21 protein-coding genes are annotated in these 19127 nt (G+C 65.9%); 15 read left to right on the forward strand and 6 right to left on the reverse strand.

Annotation, left to right across the window (positions count from 1 at the left end):
• Positions 1 to 3 precede the first annotated feature (3 nt).
• Positions 4 to 678 carry a GntR family transcriptional regulator gene (locus FYJ28_RS03520; RefSeq protein ID WP_154578332.1) on the reverse strand — a complete coding sequence of 225 codons (675 nt, stop codon included), beginning with the start codon at positions 676 to 678 and terminating at the stop codon, positions 4 to 6.
• 181 nt (positions 679 to 859) lie between these two features.
• On the opposite strand from FYJ28_RS03520, the gene FYJ28_RS03525 reads away from it, so the two are divergent.
• The 3 genes from FYJ28_RS03525 to FYJ28_RS03535 are packed head-to-tail and all read left to right on the forward strand — an operon-like array spanning position 860 to position 4222.
• Positions 860 to 1714: a fumarylacetoacetate hydrolase family protein gene (locus tag FYJ28_RS03525; RefSeq protein ID WP_154578333.1), complete on the forward strand. Its 855-nt coding sequence runs from the start codon at positions 860 to 862 to the stop codon at positions 1712 to 1714.
• 29 nt (positions 1715 to 1743) lie between these two features.
• Positions 1744 to 3309: an FAD-dependent monooxygenase gene (locus tag FYJ28_RS03530; protein WP_154578334.1), complete on the forward strand. Its 1566-nt coding sequence runs from the start codon at positions 1744 to 1746 to the stop codon at positions 3307 to 3309.
• Positions 3310 to 3346: 37 nt separating this feature from the next.
• Positions 3347 to 4222 carry a VOC family protein gene (locus FYJ28_RS03535; RefSeq protein ID WP_154578335.1) on the forward strand — a complete coding sequence of 292 codons (876 nt, stop codon included), beginning with the start codon at positions 3347 to 3349 and terminating at the stop codon, positions 4220 to 4222.
• Positions 4223 to 4258: 36 nt separating this feature from the next.
• Here FYJ28_RS03535 and FYJ28_RS03540 read toward each other — a convergent pair whose 3' ends face one another.
• Positions 4259 to 4891 carry a hypothetical protein gene (locus tag FYJ28_RS03540; protein ID WP_195840587.1) on the reverse strand — a complete coding sequence of 211 codons (633 nt, stop codon included), beginning with the start codon at positions 4889 to 4891 and terminating at the stop codon, positions 4259 to 4261.
• Between the two features lie 84 nt (positions 4892 to 4975).
• On the opposite strand from FYJ28_RS03540, the gene FYJ28_RS03545 reads away from it, so the two are divergent.
• Complete coding sequence (locus FYJ28_RS03545) at positions 4976 to 5749, forward strand: glycosyltransferase family 2 protein (RefSeq protein ID WP_154578336.1); 774 nt, start codon at positions 4976 to 4978, stop codon at positions 5747 to 5749.
• Here the strand turns inward: FYJ28_RS03545 and idi are convergent.
• Positions 5697 to 6227, reverse strand: a complete 531-nt coding sequence (idi, locus tag FYJ28_RS03550; protein WP_154578337.1) for an isopentenyl-diphosphate Delta-isomerase — start codon at positions 6225 to 6227, stop codon at positions 5697 to 5699. The genes FYJ28_RS03545 and idi overlap by 53 nt on opposite strands.
• Before the next feature lie 50 nt (positions 6228 to 6277).
• Here idi and FYJ28_RS03555 point away from each other — a divergent pair, with 50 nt between their 5' ends.
• Genes FYJ28_RS03555 through FYJ28_RS03580 form a run of 6 tightly spaced genes read left to right on the forward strand, consistent with a single transcriptional unit; the run spans position 6278 to position 11432 of the window.
• A complete protein-coding gene (locus FYJ28_RS03555) occupies positions 6278 to 7330 on the forward strand; it encodes a polyprenyl synthetase family protein (RefSeq protein ID WP_229780208.1) in 1053 nt (350 codons plus the stop codon).
• 2 nt (positions 7331 to 7332) lie between these two features.
• Complete coding sequence (locus FYJ28_RS03560; RefSeq protein WP_082413246.1) at positions 7333 to 8253, forward strand: phytoene/squalene synthase family protein; 921 nt, start codon at positions 7333 to 7335, stop codon at positions 8251 to 8253.
• Positions 8250 to 9860: a phytoene desaturase family protein gene (gene crtI, locus FYJ28_RS03565; RefSeq protein ID WP_154578339.1), complete on the forward strand. Its 1611-nt coding sequence runs from the start codon at positions 8250 to 8252 to the stop codon at positions 9858 to 9860. The genes FYJ28_RS03560 and crtI overlap by 4 nt, the downstream gene beginning before the upstream one ends.
• Positions 9860 to 10210 (forward strand): lycopene cyclase domain-containing protein, encoded by a 351-nt coding sequence (locus tag FYJ28_RS03570; protein ID WP_154578340.1) that lies wholly within the window; start codon positions 9860 to 9862, stop codon positions 10208 to 10210. Before crtI ends, FYJ28_RS03570 begins: the two co-directional genes overlap by 1 nt.
• A complete protein-coding gene (locus FYJ28_RS03575; RefSeq protein WP_326831491.1) occupies positions 10207 to 10545 on the forward strand; it encodes a lycopene cyclase domain-containing protein in 339 nt (112 codons plus the stop codon). The genes FYJ28_RS03570 and FYJ28_RS03575 overlap by 4 nt, the downstream gene beginning before the upstream one ends.
• On the forward strand, positions 10542 to 11432 hold the full coding sequence (locus FYJ28_RS03580) for a prenyltransferase (protein ID WP_154578341.1): 891 nt from the start codon (positions 10542 to 10544) through the stop codon (positions 11430 to 11432). Before FYJ28_RS03575 ends, FYJ28_RS03580 begins: the two co-directional genes overlap by 4 nt.
• Before the next feature lie 175 nt (positions 11433 to 11607).
• On the opposite strand, the gene FYJ28_RS03585 is transcribed toward FYJ28_RS03580, so the two are convergent.
• On the reverse strand, positions 11608 to 13098 hold the full coding sequence (locus FYJ28_RS03585; protein WP_055239264.1) for a catalase: 1491 nt from the start codon (positions 13096 to 13098) through the stop codon (positions 11608 to 11610).
• A 42-nt stretch (positions 13099 to 13140) separates the two neighbouring features.
• Complete coding sequence (locus FYJ28_RS03590) at positions 13141 to 13608, reverse strand: Fur family transcriptional regulator (protein WP_154578342.1); 468 nt, start codon at positions 13606 to 13608, stop codon at positions 13141 to 13143.
• A 108-nt stretch (positions 13609 to 13716) separates the two neighbouring features.
• Between FYJ28_RS03590 and FYJ28_RS03595 the strand changes: the two genes are divergently transcribed.
• Both FYJ28_RS03595 and FYJ28_RS03600 read left to right on the forward strand, forming a co-directional pair.
• Complete coding sequence (locus tag FYJ28_RS03595) at positions 13717 to 14475, forward strand: alpha/beta fold hydrolase (protein ID WP_055239266.1); 759 nt, start codon at positions 13717 to 13719, stop codon at positions 14473 to 14475.
• Entirely contained in the window at positions 14472 to 15236 is a 765-nt protein-coding gene (locus tag FYJ28_RS03600; protein ID WP_326831492.1) for an esterase/lipase family protein, read from the forward strand. The genes FYJ28_RS03595 and FYJ28_RS03600 overlap by 4 nt, the downstream gene beginning before the upstream one ends.
• Here the strand turns inward: FYJ28_RS03600 and FYJ28_RS03605 are convergent.
• Entirely contained in the window at positions 15233 to 15976 is a 744-nt protein-coding gene (locus FYJ28_RS03605) for an MBL fold metallo-hydrolase (RefSeq protein ID WP_154578343.1), read from the reverse strand. The two genes, FYJ28_RS03600 and FYJ28_RS03605, sit on opposite strands and share 4 nt — an antisense overlap.
• Positions 15977 to 16098: 122 nt before the next feature.
• Between FYJ28_RS03605 and FYJ28_RS03610 the strand changes: the two genes are divergently transcribed.
• The 3 genes from FYJ28_RS03610 (at position 16099) to FYJ28_RS03620 (ending at position 19102) form a co-directional block, all read left to right on the forward strand.
• The gene (locus FYJ28_RS03610) at positions 16099 to 17370 is read left to right on the forward strand and encodes an MFS transporter (protein WP_326831493.1); all 1272 of its coding nucleotides are present in this window, start codon (positions 16099 to 16101) and stop codon (positions 17368 to 17370) included.
• Positions 17371 to 17512: 142 nt separating this feature from the next.
• Positions 17513 to 18385 carry a zinc metalloprotease HtpX gene (htpX, locus tag FYJ28_RS03615; protein ID WP_055239268.1) on the forward strand — a complete coding sequence of 291 codons (873 nt, stop codon included), beginning with the start codon at positions 17513 to 17515 and terminating at the stop codon, positions 18383 to 18385.
• A gap of 33 nt (positions 18386 to 18418) precedes the next feature.
• Positions 18419 to 19102 carry a histidine phosphatase family protein gene (locus FYJ28_RS03620; RefSeq protein ID WP_154578345.1) on the forward strand — a complete coding sequence of 228 codons (684 nt, stop codon included), beginning with the start codon at positions 18419 to 18421 and terminating at the stop codon, positions 19100 to 19102.
• Positions 19103 to 19127: the final 25 nt, after the last annotated feature.

Below are 19127 nucleotides of genomic sequence, written 5' to 3' on the forward strand. Positions count from 1 at the left end.
GGCTCAGTCCGCGCTGCGCGGCAGGGCGATGCCAGAGTCGAGGACCACCCGGACGGTGGCTTCATAATGTGCACGCAGGAGCCGGGCCAGCTCCGTGGCGTCGCGGGCCAGTGCCGCAGCGAGAATCTCGCGGTGCTCTCCCTCTACGTCCCGGCTGCCCGGCTCAACGTGCGGGGCTGCCCAGCACCGGTACAGTTCGGTGGCATCGGAGAGATCCGAGGCCAGTTTCAGCATGGGTCTGCACGCGCTGGCTTCAAGCAGCTTGAGGTGGAAGGCCTTGTGCGCTTTCTGCCAGGCAGGATCGACGTGGTCCGGGTCTGCTGCTGAGCGCCGGGGAATCCGCGCCAGCTGGTGGTGCACCGCCATGACCTCGGATTCCCACACCACGTCGCCGCGTTCGACGGCGAGCCGTGCCGCAAGCTCCTCCGTGACACACCGCAGCTCGGTCAGGTCCTCCAACTCCCGGACGTCCAGTTCCCGGACGAAGAAACCCCGGTTGGGCTGGGCCGTCACCAGTCCGTCTCCGGCCAGCCTGGCCAGCGCTTCCCTGACGACGGTGCTGCTGGTGCCCAGCCTTTCGGCCAGCGTCACCGGCTGCAGCCGGGTTCCGGGTCCCCATTCCCCGCGGAGAATGTCTTCCCTAATACGTTCGACCGCCTGGGGTCCTGCTTGTGCCATGGTTCCTCCTGTTCCCCGATTCTGCCCTAAAAACCTGGAACACCGGATTATGACTCGAATAATATACTTTTCATTGACGAGTAGCTTCTTTGCTGGTTAGTGTTGTGGCGAACACCACAATCAGGTGAACGGCCGCGGTAATTCCCGGGCCGGGAGCCGAGGACAAGCCAAAGGAATGACCATGCGCTACGCCAGCTACCTTTCCCCCGCAGGAGCCCAGACCTGGGGTGTCGTCGAGGATGGGGCCGCCTACGACCTCGGTCCCAGCGGCCTCAACCTTGCCGCGAACCTCAGCGACGCCGTGCGCGACGGCGTTTTCGGGACCGTGCAGCCGGAGCAGTACTCCTCCGCACCGGCCGCAGCCGAAGCGGAGATCACTTTCCTGCCGCCGGTCACGGCACCGGGCAAGATCATCTGCATTGGTGTGAACTACCGCAGCCACCAGGAAGAGACAGGCAAGGTGGAGCAGAAGGCCCCCACCGTTTTCACCCGTTTCGCAGACACCCAGATGGGCCACCTGGAACCGGCCCTGATGCCGGCCTCCACCACGCAGTTCGACTACGAGGGTGAGATGGCCCTGGTCATTTCGAAGGACGCCTGGCACGTCTCGAAGGAAAACGCCTTCGACTACGTCGCCGGTTACGGTGCCTACAACGACTTCTCGGTCCGGGACTGGCAGCGCAACGCCTCCCAGTGGATCCCGGGCAAGAACTTCCCGGGGACCGGAGCTTTCGGCCCGTACCTCGTTCCTGCCTCTGACATCGAGGACCTGGACTCCATGGTCCTGGAGACCCGCGTCAACGGCGAAGTGCGGCAGAAGGCCGCGCTGGGAGACCTGTACTTCTCCATTCCCGAGCTCATCGAGTACGTCACGGGCTTCACCAAGCTCTCAGCCGGCGACGTCATTGTCACCGGAACTCCCGGGGGAGTGGGCCTGTTCATGGAGCCCTCGGGCCTGCTGAGCGACGGCGACGTCGTCGAGGTTGAGGTCAGCGGGCTGGGCATCCTGCGCAACACGGTCCAGCGCTGCGAGTAGGCCGGCAGGTCAGCGGAAGGAGCAGCGGTATGGAAGAACTGACGGAAACCGACGTCCTGGTAGTCGGTGCCGGCCCAATCGGCATGACCGCGGCGGCCCTGCTGGCTGACTACGGAGTGAACGTAGTCCTCGCCGAAAAAGCGGCCACCACCAGCGACTCCCCGCGGGCAATCAGCGTGACGGATGAAACCCTGCGCGTCATGGCAGAAATCGGCGTGCTGGAAGAGCTTGTCCCGGAGATGCTGATGGACACCGGTGCGCGGTATTTCGGCCGCAGCGGACAGCTCCTGGCGGAAGTCCGTCCGGGCCGGCCGCGCCTGGGGCAGCCCGGCAAATCACAGTTCGACCAGCCGGTCATGGAATCGCTCCTGCTGGATGCCGTTCGCCGGCGTCCGGGAATTGACCTGCGCTTTGAATCTGAGGTCCTGTCTCTGACGGATCAGGGCAGCAGCGTCGAAGCGCTGATTCTCCGCGACGGTGCAGTCCACCGGGTCCGGTCGAAGTGGGTCCTGGCCTGCGACGGCGGCAGGAGCCCTATCCGGACCCGGATGGGAATCACGCTTGAGGGAAGCACACAGGCGCAGCAGTGGATCGTCGTCGACATTGAAGACTCAAAGGTGAAGACCGAGAAATTTGCCGAGTTCCACTGCAACGGAACCCGCCCGGTAGTGCAGGTTCCTGGGGCCAAGGGACGGCGCCGGTATGAGTTCATGCTGCTGCCGGGGGAGCGGGCGGAAGATGTCACCACCCCGGATTTCATCGCCGGGCTCGTGGCGCCCTACGAAGCCGTGGAGCCGGAGAAGATCCGACGGGCCGCCGTTTACGTGGCCCATCAGCGGATCGCCGCCGAGTACCGCCGTGGAAGGGTAATCCTTGCCGGGGACGCCGCGCACCTGATGCCGCCGTTTGCCGGCCAGGCGCTCAACGCGGGTGTCCGGGACGCAGCCAACCTGGCGTGGAAAATCGCAGCCCAGGTCAACGGTGCGCCGGAAGCCCTGCTGGATACCTATGCTGCAGAGCGCAGGCCGCACACAGCGGACATGGTCCGGCTGTCGCACCTGATCGGCCAGGTAGTGATGGCCACCAACCCGCTGGCAGCCGCAGCACGCGACAAGCTGCTCGCTGCTTCCTCACTGGTTCCGCCGCTGAACCGGTGGATCACCCAGATGCGGTTCCTCAAGCAGCCGCACTACACCGCCGGGTGCCTGGTCCCGCCGTCCCGGGAAACGTCCAAGCCGGCTGCCGAACTGGTGGGCCGCGCCCTCGCCCAGCCGGCCGTCCGGGATGACGAAGGAGCGGAATACGGCCTGGATGCTGTTCTTGGCCGCGGCTGGAGCTGGCTGCGGTTCCTCGGTGCGAACCGCATCGAGGTGGCACCTGCCGGGGCAGACTCCGCGGAACGGCGGACCGTACGGGTAACGGACACCGAAGGTGTGTTCCGTGCCCTGCCGCCCGGCACAGGACTCATCGTCCGCCCGGACCGCTACGTGGCAGCTGCTTTCGAAGCCGGCGGCGAATCCGCCGTCCTGGCGCAGCTGGCCGAGCTGGTGCCGGAACTCGGACGCGTGGGCAGCACGGCTGCCCGGAACCTCTAACGCCCCGCACGGCGAATCTATTTATCTAGGAGAAAACATGTCTTGGGGCTTGATCCGGGAAATGGGCCATGTGTCCATTCAGACCACCGACGTCGATGCTGCGGTTGCGGATGCGACCGGGCTGCTGGGCCTTCGCGTCACTGAGCAGGCGGGCCGGGAAACCTATCTGGCCGCAGCGGCGGTCCACCACGAACTGGTGTATGTCGAATCGGACACCAACGGAATCCACTCGCTGGGCCTGGTGGCCAGGGACGGAGACGCACTGCGCGAGATCCGGCGCCGGGTCGAAGCAGAAAACCTGCCGGTGATCAGCGAGAAGCCGGTTTCCGCCGGTGTGCAGGACGGCTTCAGCTTCATTGGACCGGAAGACTGGGTCTTCGATATCTACACGGACCTGCAGGCGAGTGAGGCCGGGCCGCTATCCTTCGGACCGGACCGCTACGGGCACATCAACTTCCACCCCCGCAACGTCCGGGCCATGATGGAATTCCTCGCCCGGGTACTGGATTTCCGGCTGTCCGACGTCATTGGCGATGACTTCGCCTACTTTATGCGGTGCAACCCGGACCACCACGGCATCGCCTTGATCCAGGGGAAGGGGACCTTCCACCACCATGCCTGGCAGACCCAGTCCATCGCGGACCTGGGCAAACTGGGGGACCGGCTGAACCGGCTGGGCCGGGAGCTGATCTGGGGTCCCGTCCGCCACGGCGCCGGACACAACATAGCGGCCTATTACGTTGAATCCTCCGGTGCGGTCGTGGAGCTTTACACGGATCTGGAACAGATTTACGACGACGCCCGTCCGCCCGTGAAATGGGGTGCGGACGACAACTGGTGGAACATGTGGGGCTCCTACCGGCCCGAAGAGTTCCGGACCTTCGGCATTCCGCCGGTCTCAGGACGCCGCTGACGCGTCCTGTGCGGGGTCACCGCTCCAGTGCCGCCTTCAGCCCTGCAGGCGGCGCTGGAGCGGGGCTTCCGCAGCGCCGGCCGCAGAGGGCGGCGGGTTCCGCCGGATCAGGCGGGCCAGCAGGATGCCGGAGAGCAGCGATCCCAGTCCGCCCGCAGCCAGGTCTCCGATCGTGTCCCGGTAGCCGACGTTGATCGTGGCATCCACGTAGTAGTGTCCCCACCACTCGCCGAACTCCCAGAGGACACTAAGTGCCAGTCCGAGCGCGGTGACGACGGCGGGAACCGCGAACCGCGGCACCGGACGGCCTCCAGGATGCCAGGCTGTCACTGCTCCGTAGGCGGCGAGCAGATACCAGGCCATCACCGCGATGGTCCCCGTAGCGGCAAAGTGCACAGCCAGGTCCCACCAGGAGATGCGGGCGTAAAGGTCCATCACGCTGCTCCAGGCCGCCAGAAGAAGGGTGAGGCCGTAAAGAGAGGAAAACAGGGGTGCCGCCGGCAGGCAGCGGGAGACCAGAAGCCCCAGCAGCACCAGCGCGAACAATGCGGCCTCCACCGGGCCGTGCCAAAGCAGTACTGCCAGCAGGCTCACCACGCCGAGAAGCCGGACTCCGTCCGAAGCCACCTCCGCTGTGGAGGCCGGACGGCGCAGGAGGGCATCGATCATGTAGCTACGGTATCCGAGCAGAGTTGGCGCCGCCCAGCCTCGGACGCCGCAGGCAACGCAGGAATTGCACGTAGGATCACTGGCATGCAAGCCCCAGACCTTCCCGCAGTGAGCGTTGTGATTCCGTGCCTGAATGACGCCGGGGTGCTCCGGACATGCTTGGCCTCCCTGGCTGAACAAAGCATGCAGCCGGCGGAAATCGTGGTGGTGGATAACAACAGCACCGATAACAGTGCGGAGGTAGCGGCGGAGTTTTGTGCGAAGGTGGTGTTCGAGCCGCGGCCGGGCATCCCGGCGGCTGCGGCCGCCGGTTATGACGCTGCGGCGTCGGAAATCATTGCCCGATGCGACGCGGACTGCATCCTGCCGCCCAACTGGATTCAGCAGTTAGCTGAACATTTCGCTGCCGATCCGCAGCTTGCCGCCGTGAGCGGGCCCGGCAGGTTCTACGGTTTTTCCCCGTGGCTGGGCAGGGTGCTCTCCCGGATCTACCTCGGGTCCTACTATCAGGCGATGACCCTGGCCCTGGCTCACCGGCCGCTTTTTGGATCAAACCTCGCCCTGCGGACAGCGGTCTGGCACGAGGTGAAGGATGCTGTCCACCGGGAGGATCCCGAACAGCACGACGACGTGTGCCTTAGCGCGCATCTGGGCCTGGATTACCGGTGTGCCTGGGACAGGACGCTGGTGGTGGGCATGGCTCCGCGCGCTGTCCTGGGCGGCGCGAACCTGGCCCGCCGGTTCCGCCGGGCGTTCCATACGCTGGCCGTACATTGGCAGGCTGAGCCGCCGTGGCAGCGTTGGGTCAGGCGTTTTCGGGATATAGCAGGGGCAGCTGCAGCACCAGCCAGGGACTGAAGGCCCACGGCGTTAACCTGACGGATTCAACCACCCGGGCAGGATCTGCCCAGGTCCAGTCCATCACTTCGTCTGCGGCAGGGACCGGGTCGGCTTCAGCTATGGCCGTGTACACGGGGCAGATTTCGTTCTCAACGATTCCGGAGGCATCCACAGCGCGGTACCGGAAGCCGGGGAGCGCGACGGCGATGTCCCGCACCTTCAGGCCCAGCTCGCGTTCGGCGCGGCGCACCACGGCGTCCTCCGTGGCTTCACCCGGTCCGGGATGGCCGCAGAAGGAGTTGGTCCAGACTCCCGGCCAGGTCAGCTTGGACAGTGCCCTGCGGGTGACCAGGATGCGTCCGTCCGGATGGTAGACGTGCGTGGAGAAGGCCCGGTGCAGCGGCGTGTCCGTGGTGTGGACGGTCATCTTGTCCGCTGTACCTATCATTTGACCCTCGTTATCGACCAGAATGACTTCTTCCCGGCGTTGCGGCATTTCTTCCCCTAACGATCAGCGTGTTTACTTTATGTATGGAGACAGAACACTTGCCAGACGAGAGAATTGGCCAAAAGCAGGTGGAACGTGTCCTGGACGGGTTTTTCACCGCGGCCAAGGAGCGCGCGGAGCGTATCAGTCCCAGCTACCTTAGCCTCTGGGAGACTCTCGAAAAATCTACGGTCGGGGGCAAGCGGCTGCGCCCCCAAATCGTCATGACGGCCTACACGCACCTTGGCGGAACAGACCTGGAAGCCGCGGCCCGCGTGGGTGCGGCCTTCGAACTGCTGCACACCGCCCTGATTGTCCACGACGACGTGATCGACCTGGATTTTGTCCGCCGCGGGCAGGACAACGTCGCCGGGGTCTACCGGCGGATGGCCGAAACCGCAGGTGAGCCGAATGAAGTGGCACGGCACCGCGGACTCTCAGTTGGTGTCATCGCCGGAGACCTGGCCCTAAGCGGCGCTTTCCGGATGCTGGATTCCGTCTCCACGGATCCGCTGACCAGGGAGGTCCTTGCCGGAATCCTGGATGAGGCAGTGTTCGCATCAGCGGGAGGGGAGCTCATCGACGTCGACTTTTCCTTTGCCGCAGGATCGCCGCCCGTGTCAGAGATCCTGGACATGGAACGGCTCAAGACGGCGGTCTACTCCTTCGAAGCTCCGCTGCGTGCCGGAGCAGTACTGGCCGGTGCCGGCGTGGAGGTGGCAGCGGCCCTGGGCCGCTTCGGCCGGGACACCGGAATCGCCTACCAGGTAGTCGATGACCTCCTGGGCGTCTTCGGGAATGAGAGCGCCACGGGCAAGTCCAGCATGGGAGACCTCCGTGAAGGCAAGCGCACGGTCCTGATTGCCTACGCCGCGCAGACGCCCTGCTGGGAAGAGCTCTCCGGACTGATCGGCCGCCCGGACATGCGGCCGGCCGATGCCGACCGTGCCCGGCAGATCCTCGTGGACTGCGGGGCACGCGGGTACGCCCAGGACCTCGCCGACCGTTATGCCTCCACCGCGCGCAGCCACCTTGAGTGCGCCGAAGTGCCGGTTGGGCTGGCCTCGGTGCTGGACGACGTCGTCTCCTCCTCCGTGAACCGGGGGCGGTAGGCATGGCACAGGAAACCGGCCTCCCGCTGTACAACCGGGTGGCAGCTGAGACCGCGGCCGTGATGATCCGGGCCTATTCAACCTCCTTCGGCCTCGCGTCGCGGCTGCTCGACTCCCGCACCCGGCGGCAGATTGAGACGATTTATGCGCTGGTCAGGCTGGCCGACGAGATTGTTGACGGCGTTGCACTGGCCGCGGAAATTCCCCCGGCCGAAATCCGGCGCATGCTTGATGACCTTGAAGCCGAGACCGCCAGCGCCCTGCGCACCGGCTACAGCGTGAACCTGGTGGTCCACGCCTTTGCGGTAACTGCACGCCGCACCGGAATCGGAACCGACCTCACCGCTCCGTTCTTCCGCTCCATGCGTGCAGACCTCACCCGGGCCGAGCACACTCAGGCAAGCTTTGAGGACTACGTCTACGGTTCCGCTGAAGTAGTGGGCCTGATGTGCCTGCAGTGTTTCCTGAACGGCCGCGAGGTGCCTGCAGACCAGGAGAAGCGGCTGCGCGAAGGGGCGCAGCGCCTGGGCGCGGCCTTTCAGAAGGTCAATTTCCTGCGGGACCTGGCAGAGGATTTCGAGGCACTGGGCCGAAGCTATTTCCCGGGCATAACTGTGGACGCGTTCACCGAGACGGACAAACACCGTCTCCTTGATGACATTGAAGCGGACCTTGTGGTTTCCGGTGCCGCCATTGCCGAGCTGCCGCGTGAGTGCCGGGCCGCCGTTGCCCTGGCGCAGGAACTCTTCGCGGAACTGGCCCGCAGGCTGCGCCGGACCCCCGCGTCGCAGCTGCGCACCACCCGGATCCGGGTGCCCAACCCGGTGAAGCTGCGCATCGCTGCTGACGCCGTCTACACTCACCGGCTCCGCCGCGCTTCGGCGCCGCAGCTCTCCGCCCCCGACGCCGAAAGGGCGCCATGAACTCCGCAAAAACCAAGTCCCGCCCGCGCACGGCCATCGTCATTGGCGGAGGCATTACGGGACTGGCAACCGCTGCACTGCTGGCACGTGAGGGCCTGGACGTGACCGTACTCGAGAAGAACAGCACTGCCGGAGGGCGTACCGGAAGCTGGGAAACAGACGGGTTCCGCTTTGATACCGGTCCGTCCTGGTACCTGATGCCCGAGGTGTTCGACCACTTCTTCCGCATGCTGGGAACCAGTGCCGAGGAGCAGCTGGACCTGGTGCAGCTGGACCCCGGCTACCGGGTGTATTTCGAGGGTGATGAGGCCCCCGTAGACGTGCAGGCCACACGGGAAAAGAACATTGCCTTGTTTGAGTCGCTGGAACCGGGTGCCGGGGCCCGGCTGGCGTCCTACCTGGATTCCGCTGCCGAGGTCTATGACATGGCCAAGAAGCGTTTCCTGTACAGCACGTTCGCCTCATTCCTTCCGCTGCTGCGTCCGGATGTGCTCTCCCGGGGACCACGGCTGGCGAAACTGCTGCTGCAGCCGCTGAGCTCATTTGTGGGGAAGCGGTTCACCGACCCGCGGATCCGGCAGATCCTGGGTTATCCGGCAGTGTTCCTGGGTTCCTCCCCGTTCACGACGCCGAGCATGTACCACCTGATGAGCCGGCTGGACCTCCAGGACGGTGTCCTCTATCCGCGCAGGGGTTTCCACCGGCTGATCACTGTCATTGCCGCGCTGGCTGAATCCGAGGGTGTGAAGATCCGGCTGGAAGCGAACGTTACTGCGATCCGCACGGAGGGCTCCGGCAAGGGCAAAGCGCGTGCCACCGGCGTCGAGTACCGGGACGCTGCGGGCAACCCGGTGGCGCTCGACGCCGACCTGGTGGTTTCCGCTGCGGACCTGCACCACACTGAAACCCGCCTGCTTCCCGCGCAGCTGCAGACCTACCCGCCCAAGTACTGGGAATCCCGGATCCCGGGCCCCGGGGGGATCCTGCTGCACCTGGGCGTCCGCGGCGAGCTGCCCCAGCTGGCACACCACACCCTGCTCTTCACGAAGGACTGGAAAGCGAACTTCGAGAAGATCTTCGGAAAGCACACATCAGTTCCGGATCCGGCTTCGCTATACATCTGCAAGCCTTCGGCCACGGACCCGGATACCGCACCTGCGGGCCAGGAGAACGTGTTTGTACTGGTTCCTGTCCCGTCGGACCCGGCGCTGGGTTCCGGGGGGATTGACGGCGGGGGCGATCCGCGGCTTGAAGCCATGGCGGACACCGTGATTGGACAGATCTCCGAATGGGCCGGGATTCCGGACCTGGCCGAACGGATCACGGTCCGCCGGACCGTGGGTCCGGGCGATTTCAGCGCGGAGTTCAACTCCTGGCGCGGGACCCTCCTGGGTCCCGCGCACGTTCTGAAGCAGAGTGCGTTCCTGCGCGGCACCAACGCCAGCCGCAAGGTGGAGAACCTGCTGTACGCAGGCGGGTCAACACTGCCCGGCATCGGTCTGCCGATGTGCCTGATCAGCGCTGAGCTGGTGTTGAAGCGGCTGCGTGGGGACACCAGCACCGGGGCGCTTCCCGAGCCGGCCGGCCCGGCGGAGCGGTTGGACTGATGGGGGTCCTCTACCTGCTGTTCCTGCTGGCCTCGATTGGCTGCATGGCACTGCTTGACCACCGGTTCAAGCTGTTCTTCTTTGCCGGGGCCCCGCTGCGGGCCGCACTGGTGCTCGCCGCCGGCCTGGCGTTCTTCCTGGTCTGGGACCTCTTCGGGATCGGGCTGGACATTTTCTACCGGGGAGAGACACAGTTCATGCTCGGACTGGAGCTGGCCCCGCATCTGCCGGTGGAGGAGGCCTTCTTCCTGGCTTTCCTCTGTTACCTCACCATGGTGCTCTTTGGACTGCTGAAGGTTGCCGCCACGCACTTTGGGCGAACCCGCAGCGGTCAGGCGGTGAAGCGGTGACGTACTGGCTGCTGAACCTCTGCTTCCTGCTGCCCGCAGCCCTGGTGCTGGCAGCGGCACTGCTGCGCCGCCGTCGTGCCGGACACAGCAACCGGACCTTCCTGCTCCGCCTCGCCGGTACCGCGGCGGTCCTGCTCCTGCTGACAGCAATGTTCGACAATTTGATGATCGCGGTGGACCTCTTCGGCTACAACCCGGACCGGATTTCCGGTGCGTTCCTGGGACTGGCCCCGCTGGAGGACTTCGCCTACCCGCTGGCGGCCGTGCTTGCCCTGCCGGCGCTCTGGGAACTGCTCTCCCCGCGCACCGCCACTGTCCCGGAGGAAAAACGATGAGCGCCCCTGCCACCCGCACGCCCAGTTCCACCCTGCGGATGCTGCTGGTCTCGTCCCGGCCGTTGTCCTGGGTCAACACCGCGTACCCGTTCGCCGCGGCCTACCTGCTGACCGCCGGCCGCATCGATGCCGCCTGGATCATCGGGACGCTGTACTTCCTCATCCCGTACAACCTGGCCATGTACGGAATCAACGATGTCTTCGACTACGAATCGGACCTGCGCAACCCGCGGAAGGGCGGCGTCGAGGGCGCCCTGCTGGACCGCAGCTTCCACCGGGTCACCCTGCTCGCCGCAGTGGTGACCAATGTGCCGTTCCTTGTGGTGCTGGCGCTGATGGGCTCCCCGCTGTCCTGGCTGGTGCTGGCCGTCAGCGTGTTCGCGGTCATCGCGTACAGCGCTCCCGGGCTGAGGTTCAAAGAGCGTCCCTTCCTGGACTCGATAACCTCCAGCACGCACTTTGTCTCCCCGGCGGTGTATGCGCTGGTGCTGGCCGGGGCGCAGTTCACGACCGGACTGTGGGCCGTGCTGGGTGCCTTCTTCCTGTGGGGGATGGCCAGCCAGGCCTTCGGAGCGGTACAGGACATCATTCCGGACCGGGAAGGCGGCCTGTCTTCCATTGCCACGGTGCTGGGCGGCAAGGCTGTGGTTCGGCTGGCCTTCGGCGCCTACGCCGCAGCCGGCGCGCTGATGCTGTTCACTCCGTGGCCCGCGCTGCTCGGGTCCCTGCTGGCGCTGCCGTATCTGCTGAACCTGCTGCCCTTCCTCTCCATCACGGACGAACGGTCGGAGGAAGCCAACGCCGGCTGGAAGCGGTTCCTGAAGCTGAACTTCCTGACCGGTTTCCTCGTAACGATGCTGCTCATCTGGTACTGGCCCTCCCGCTGATCCCCCGCCCCTCCCTCCCCTTCCCCCCCCAATCATCGAGATAGCAGAAACTGCCCGTTACAGCGCTGATACGGGCAGTTTCTGTCATCTCGATGTGTGGAGCCGGAGTCGGGGAAGACGAAAGCGGCCGGCCCCCGAAGGGACCGGCCGCTTTCGCTAGCCGAAGGGACGCTGATTAGTCAGCGACGCCGACGAACTCAGCCTGCTCGTTGGCCGTGGTCTCGCCGGTGGCGAGGTTGGCGCGCAGCTTCGCGCCGAGGTCGGCGTCAACGTTGGTCCAGTACTGAATTGCAGCTTCGCGGATGTGCGGGCGCTGCACACCGGAGACTGCACCGGTGATGGTTTCCAGGAAACGGGCCTTGGCGGCGTCGTCGAACACCTCGCGGTACAGCGTGCCGGCCTGGCCGAAGTCGCTGTCCTCGGAGTGCAGGGTCGCGGCGGAACGCACCAGGGCGCCGTCGTTCTCCCACGTGCCTTCGCCGGCGAGTGCCGGGTCGGCCACGGGGCCGCCCAGGGTGTTCGGGGCGTAGACCGGAGTCTCGGGGGAGTTGAAGAAGAAGCGGCCGGAGCCGTCCTGTGAGTAGTTGTTAACCGGGGCCTTCGGTGCGTTGACCGGCAGCTGGTTGTAGTTGGTGCCAACGCGGTAGCGCTGGGCATCCGGGTAGGAGAAGATGCGGGCCATCAGCATCTTGTCCGGGGAGGCTGCAATGCCCGGAACCAGATTGGCGGGGGAGAGTGCCACCTGCTCGATCTGGGCGAAGAAGTTCTCCGGGTTGCGGTTCAGGGTGTGCGTACCCACCTTGATCAGCGGGTAGTCAGCGTGCGGCCAGACCTTGGTCAGGTCGAACGGGTTGAACCGGTAGTTCTTGGCATCGTCGTACGGCATGACCTGAACGTGCAGGTCCCAGGACGGGAAGTTGCCGGCGGCAATGTTCTCGTACAGGTCGCGGCGGTAGTAATCGGCGTCTGCGCCGGCGATGCGCTCTGCTTCTGCACCGGTGATCTCGTGGTTGCCCTGGTTCGAGGTGAAGTGGTACTTCACCCAGAAGCGTTCACCGGCAGCGTTGATCCACTGGTAGGTGTGCGAGCCGAAACCGGGCATTTCACGCCAGGAGCGCGGGATGCCGCGGTCGCCCATCAGGTACGTGACCTGGTGTGCGGACTCGGGGGAGTTGGTCCAGAAGTCCCACTGCATGTCGGCGTCACGCAGGCCGGAACCCGGGAGGCGCTTCTGCGAGTGGATGAAGTCCGGGAACTTGATGCCGTCGCGGATGAAGAACACCGGGGTGTTGTTTCCGACGATGTCGTAGTTGCCTTCGGAGCTGTAGAAACGCAGTGCGAAACCGCGGACGTCGCGCCACGTGTCGGGCGAGCCCATTTCACCGGCAACGGAGGAGAACCGCTGGATGGTTTCGGTGGTGGTGCCGGGCTGGAAAACAGCGGCACGCGTGTACATGGAAACGTCTTCGGTGACGGTGAATTCGCCGAACGCGCCGCCGCCCTTGGCGTGCACGATGCGCTCCGGGATGCGCTCCCGGTTGAACTGGGCCAGCTTCTCAACCAGGTAACGGTCGTGGAGTACAACCGCGCCGTCAGCTCCGTGGGACAGCGAGTGTGCGTCGCTGGCAACCGGAGTGCCGGTCTGGGTGGTGGTGAAGTTCGACATTCTCTCTCTTTCTTCTTTGGGTGGAGTGTTTAAGTCGATGGGTCAGGAAGTCTTGCCGGCAGTGTCCGGCTTGGCTGCGCAGTCGGCGCAGAGGCCCTGGTAGAGCACATCCGCAATCTGGATGGTCATGCCGTGGGTGTTGCTGGGGGTCAGGCACGGTGCGTGTCCGACGGCGCAGTCAACGTCCTCGATGCGTCCACAGCCGGTGCACATCGCGTGATGGTGGTTGTCATCGACGCGGGTCTCATAACGGGCGGGGGAGTGCGGCGGTTCGATCCGGCGCAGCATGCCCGTTTCCGTGAGATCGGTGAGCACAACGTAGACGGACTGGAGGCTGATGTCCGGAAGGGTGGTCCGCACAATAGCTGCGACTTCATCCGCACCTGCGTGCGGTGAATGTTCGACGGCGTCCAGCACGGCCAGGCGCTGCTTGGTGACCCGGCGTCCGTGTGCACGCAGCTGCGCTGACCACTTGTCAGTGGTTGCCGCGGAGGCTGCTGTGGAAGTCATGCGTCAACAGTACCGTTTATTCTGAATTATTCATAATAAGGTGACCCTAACCGTGCACGCTTAGGGTGGTGGTGCGGCAACGTGTGCTGCAGCCAACCAGGAGGCAAAGTGTCCGCAACAGCTGCCCGGCCCCAGGCGCTCCGCCTGCGAGTGGGCAAAACCGAGGTGGGGCTGCGCTCATCCGGGACGCCGGGGCCATCAGTGGTGCTTGTCCACGGGATCGGCGCGTCACCGCGATACTTCGAGCCCCTGGTCCGTGAGCTCTCGCGGGACCACTCCGTCCACTGTGTAGAGCTGCCGGGGCATGCGGGCCTGCCGAAGCCGGAAGAGCCGCTCAGCATGGCGGGGTACGGCGCCGCCGTTGCCCAGTCGCTGCGCCAGGCCGGAATTTCCGAGGCAGTGCTGGTGGGCCATTCGATGGGATGCCAGGTGGTGGTGGAGGCGGCCCTCGCGGATCCGGACCTCGCCAGGTCACTGCTGCTGCTCGCTCCAACAGTGAACCGGGCCGAACGCACCATCGCCGAGCAGGCGCTGCGCCTGGGCCAGGACACCCTGCGTGAACACCCGGCAGTCAATTGGACTGTCTTCTCGGACTACCTTCGCACCGGGCCCCGCTGGTACCTAGGCACCCTTCGCCGGATGATGGAGCACAGGCTTGAGGAACGCCTTGCCCTTGCAGCCTGCCCGGCTGCGGTGGTGAGCGGGAGCAGGGATCCAATCGTGCCGCGCTCCTGGCTCCTGCGGCTGGAGCAGGCCGGGTCCGGCGTGCAGCTTGGCGAAGTTCCTGCGGCCCCGCACGTACTGATGTGGACGCACCCTGCCCAGACAGCGCAGTGGGTGCGCAAACTCGGGAAAGCAGTCCCGTGACCGGTACCGGGAGAAGCGCAGAACGTCCGGGGCTTCTGCGGCGGGTCCGGTACCGGCTGCGCCTGGCTGCGGCGTGGGCGGCCGACTACGCCTACGTGGCGCGGTGGCAGGTGCAGGGATTCCTGTTTCGTCTTGATCCGGCCCCCTATCTGGAGCCTGCGGGAGGCCAGGCACCCCGCCTGCCGGTGGTGCTGATCCCCGGCGTCTACGAAAACTGGCAGTTCCTCCGGCCGCTGGCCGCTGCGCTCGCCGAACGCGGTCACCCGGTGCACACCGTCAACAGCTTGGGCTACAACCGGGGGAGGGTGGACAGGATGGCGCGGCTGGTGGAGGCCTACCTGGACTCCGCCGGCCTGCAGGACGCGGTGATCGTGGCGCACAGCAAGGGCGGGCTGATTGGAAAGCAGGTCCTGCTCGGGCCGAAGGGGCACCGCATCCGGCACCTGGTGGCGATCAACACGCCTTTCTCCGGCTCACCGTACGCCCGGCTCTTCTTCCTCCCGTCCATCCGGGCGTTCTCCCCGCGCAATGCCCTGCTCCGCAGCCTGCAGGCAAGCCTGGATGCGAATTCCAGGATTACCTCCATCTATGCCGGCTTTGACCCGCACATCCCCGGCGGCAGCAGGCTCGACGGCGCACGCAACATCCAGCTCGAGGCCATGGGACACTTCCGCCCAGTCGGAGACCCCGAGGTGCACCGGCTCGTTGCCGAGGTGCTGGAGAACCAGGGTGCGCCGGGCAGCGCTCAAAGCCGGCCCTAGCTGGCTCCGTGCGCCAGCGCCTGTCCAACGGCGGATTCAACGCCGGCGGTCCAGGGGTCGCCGTGGCCTGTCAGCAGCAGGGGAGCCCGCGTCTCGGCGAGCGCGTTCAGGGATTCAAGCGCCGCAGCGCTGTTGGCCGTCGCCGCCCCTGAGACTATCTGCGGGCCGCGATGGCCGGTATAGGGGTTGAGGGTGACCAGTGCATCGCCGGCAATGAGTGCCCCGCGGTCCGGAAAATGCAGGGACACATGCCCGGCGGTGTGTCCCGGCGTCGGAATCACCTGCGGAGCACCGGGCAGGACCGCCGCAGACCCGGCGTCGAGCGCGTGGACGTCCGCTACGCCGCGGACCATCAGGGCGCCGGCCATAGTCATGGCCCCCAGCTGCCGAAGGGAACCGGGAAAGCGGATCGGATACTGGAACCGGGCCCGTTCATGGGCGTACCGGTACGGGTGGGCAGCGATGTAGTGGTCCGCCGGATCTGCCAGGACGGGAGCACGGAACTCGGTGCGCAGCTTCGCCGCGGTGCCCACATGGTCAAAGTGTCCATGTGTCAGCACAATTGCGCTGACCGAACCCGGGCCGTAGCCAAGGGACCGGACGGCTCCTGAAATCTCGTGCTGGGCGGCAGGCAGTCCGGAGTCGATGATCATCACCTCGCCGTCGCCCTCGACCAGATACACGTTTGTGTAGGCGTGCTCGATCAGGTGGATACCGTCAGCAACGTTGCGGGTCAGCATGGTTCCTCCTAGGCATGCGGTGAAAGGACAATCCTAAGCTTGCTTTCCGCCTGATGGTGCCAGCTCCGCCGCAAGGGGTCACCTTGACCGGCCACCGGGCAGCGCTCGCCTAGACTGCTCGAGTGCCAAGACTGCTCGCTGACCTCACCCCGCTGCGCGAAAGCCGGGATTTCCGCCGACTGTGGACCGGAACAGCGCTTTCCGCGGTCGGTACACAGCTCACCCTCGTCGCCGTAAGCCTGGAGGTCTATGAACTGACCCAGTCCAGCCTGTACGTGGGAATGCTCGGCGTGGTCGGCCTGGTGCCGCTTGTACTGGCCGGGTTGTACGGCGGATCAGTGGTGGACGCCTACGACAGGCGCAAGGTGGCACTGTTCTCCGCAGTCGTTCTGTGGCTTACCACCATCGGCATCGCGGTGCAGGCCTGGCTCGGCCTTCAAAACGTGTGGCTGCTCTTTGCCCTGGTGGCCGTCAACGCCGGTGCCGGAGGCCTGAACCATCCCGCCCGCAGTGCAATCATTCCGCGGCTTATCCGCACCGAGCTGCTTCCGGCAGCAAACGCCCTGAGCATGATTACCTTCGGCCTGGCCATGGCGGTAGGGCCGCTTCTGGCAGGTGTGCTGGTGGGGCAGGTGGGCTACGGCTGGACTTACACGATCGACGTCGTTACATTCACAGCCGCCATGTGGGCGCTGTACCGCCTGGATCCAATGCCTCCGGTTGGCCAGGTGCAGAAGGCCGGGCTGAAGTCCGTGCTCGAGGGCTTCACCTTCCTTGGCACACGCCCCAACATCCGCATGACGTTCATTGTGGACCTGGCGGCCATGGTCCTGGCCCAGCCGCGTGCACTGCTGCCCGCCATTGGGGCGCTGATGCTGGGCGGGGGAGCTGAAACAGTGGGCATCCTGCTCGCTGCCACGGCTGCCGGCGCGTTCCTCGCCGGCCTCTTCTCCGGGCCCCTGGGCCTGGTGCGGCGGCAGGGGCTGGCCGTTATGTGGTCGGTGGTTGCCTGGGGACTCTCAGTTGCCGCATTCGGTGTGGTGGTGGTGCTGGCAGGTGAGCACGACGGCGGCGGCGTCTCACCGTGGCTCCTTCCGGCGGCGCTGGCCATGGGGGCTGCGGGCATCGCCGACTCGATCAGCGGAGTCTTCCGTTCCACGATCCTGCAGGCCGCCACACCGGACGCCATGCGCGGCCGGCTCCAGGGAGTCTTTGTGGTGGTGGTCGCCGGCGGTCCCCGGCTGGGAGACCTGGTGGCCGGAATCGACGCTTCCCTTCTGGGAGAGGGCTGGGCCGCCGTCGCGGGAGGACTGGCGTGCGTTGCCGCCGTCGTGGTCCTGGCCCGGCTGCAGCCCGCGTTTGCGCGGTACGACGCCAGGCACCCGGCTCCATAATTCGCCAAGGACCGGGAAGAACCGCCGTGGAACAGTGAGCGGGGCAGATACGTTAACGCTTAGGAAAAGTACCGCGGAAGGTTTTGGACCTGCGCTCCTGATGGGAGGGTGGGGCCTTCCGCCCAGGAAGGATCGTGTACACGTGCACCGACATTTCAACGGTTTGAAGACCGCACTCCTCTTTGGCGTGCTCTTCGCCGTGCTGCTGGGAATCGGCGGGCTGCTGTCCAGCGGCACGGGGAACTCCTCGTTCATCTGGATTTTCCTGGTGATCGGCCTGGCCACGACGGCGTACAGCTACTGGAACAGCGACAAGCTCGCCATCAGGGCCATGCATGCCGTGCCGGTAACCGAAGCCCAGGCCCCGGAAATGTACCGGATTGTCCGTGAGCTCTCGGCCAAGGCCAACCAGCCGATGCCCCGGCTGTATATCTCGCCCACCATGGCGCCGAACGCCTTCGCCACCGGCCGCAACCCGCAGAACGCCGCTGTCTGCTGCACCCAGGGCATCCTGGCGCTGCTCAACGAACGCGAGCTGCGCGGGGTACTGGGCCACGAGCTGATGCATGTCTACAACCGGGACATCCTGACCTCCTCGGTTGCCGCTGCGATTGCCGGCGTCATCACCTCGCTGGGGCAGTTCCTGCTCTTCTTCGGCGGCGGCGACCGCCGCAACCAGAACCCGCTGGCCATGATCGCCATGGCCATCCTGGCTCCGCTGGCGGCCAGCCTCATCCAGATGGCCATCGGCCGTACCCGGGAGTACGACGCCGATGAGGACGGCGCGACCCTGACCGACGATCCGCTGGCGCTGGCATCGGCGCTACGGAAGCTTGAAACCGGAACCCAGCAGGCCCCGCTGCCCAACACGGACCAGAAGCTGGTCAACACCTCCCACCTGATGATTGCCAATCCGTTCCGCAACGGCGTGCGCGGCCTGCTGGCCACCCATCCGCCGATGGCTGACCGGATCCGTCGCCTCGAAAACATGGCGGGACGCCCACTCGGTTCCTAAGCGCAGCGGCATCGACACAGAAAGCGAGCACACATGCGGCTGATCCTCGTCCGCCACGGCCAGACGCCGTCGAACATTGAACGGCTGCTGGACACCGGAGCCCCCGGCCCCGGGCTGACCGAGCTGGGACTGGCCCAGGCAGCGGCCCTGCCTCAGGCCCTCGGGCATGAGCAGATCAGCGGCGTCTACGCCTCAAACCTGGTGCGCACGCAGCTCACTGCCACGCCGCTGGCCGATGCGCTGGCCCAGCCGATCGAGGTCCGGGACGGGCTGCGCGAAATCTCCGCCGGAAACCTGGAGATGCGCGGGGACAGCGAATCCATCCAGGCCTACCTGCGCACCGTCTACGCCTGGGTCCAGGGCGATCTTTCCGTGGCGATGCCCGGCGGGCCGGACGGCGCGGAGACGCTTGGCCGCTTTGACGAGGTGGTCTCCGAGCTGCAGCGCACGGGGCAGCAGACGCCGGTGATCTTCAGCCACGGCGCGATCATCCGGGCCTGGGCCACCGCACGCGCCCGCAATGTGGGGCCGGACTTCATTGTCCACAACACGCTGAGCAATACGGGAATTGTGGTGCTTGAGTCCAAACCGCGTCCGGAAGCCCACGGCCATGCCTGGGGGCTGCTCACCTGGCAGGGGGAGGCCGTCGGCGGCTCCACCCTGGAGGACCCGGGGGCTGACGGCCCGGCGGGCGAGGACGTCGAGCTCACGCCCTGAGCCCGGCAACAAACGACGGCGGCGC

It is taken from the genome of Arthrobacter sp. BL-252-APC-1A, from assembly GCF_009696625.1.
Lineage (GTDB): Bacteria > Actinomycetota > Actinomycetes > Actinomycetales > Micrococcaceae > Arthrobacter_B.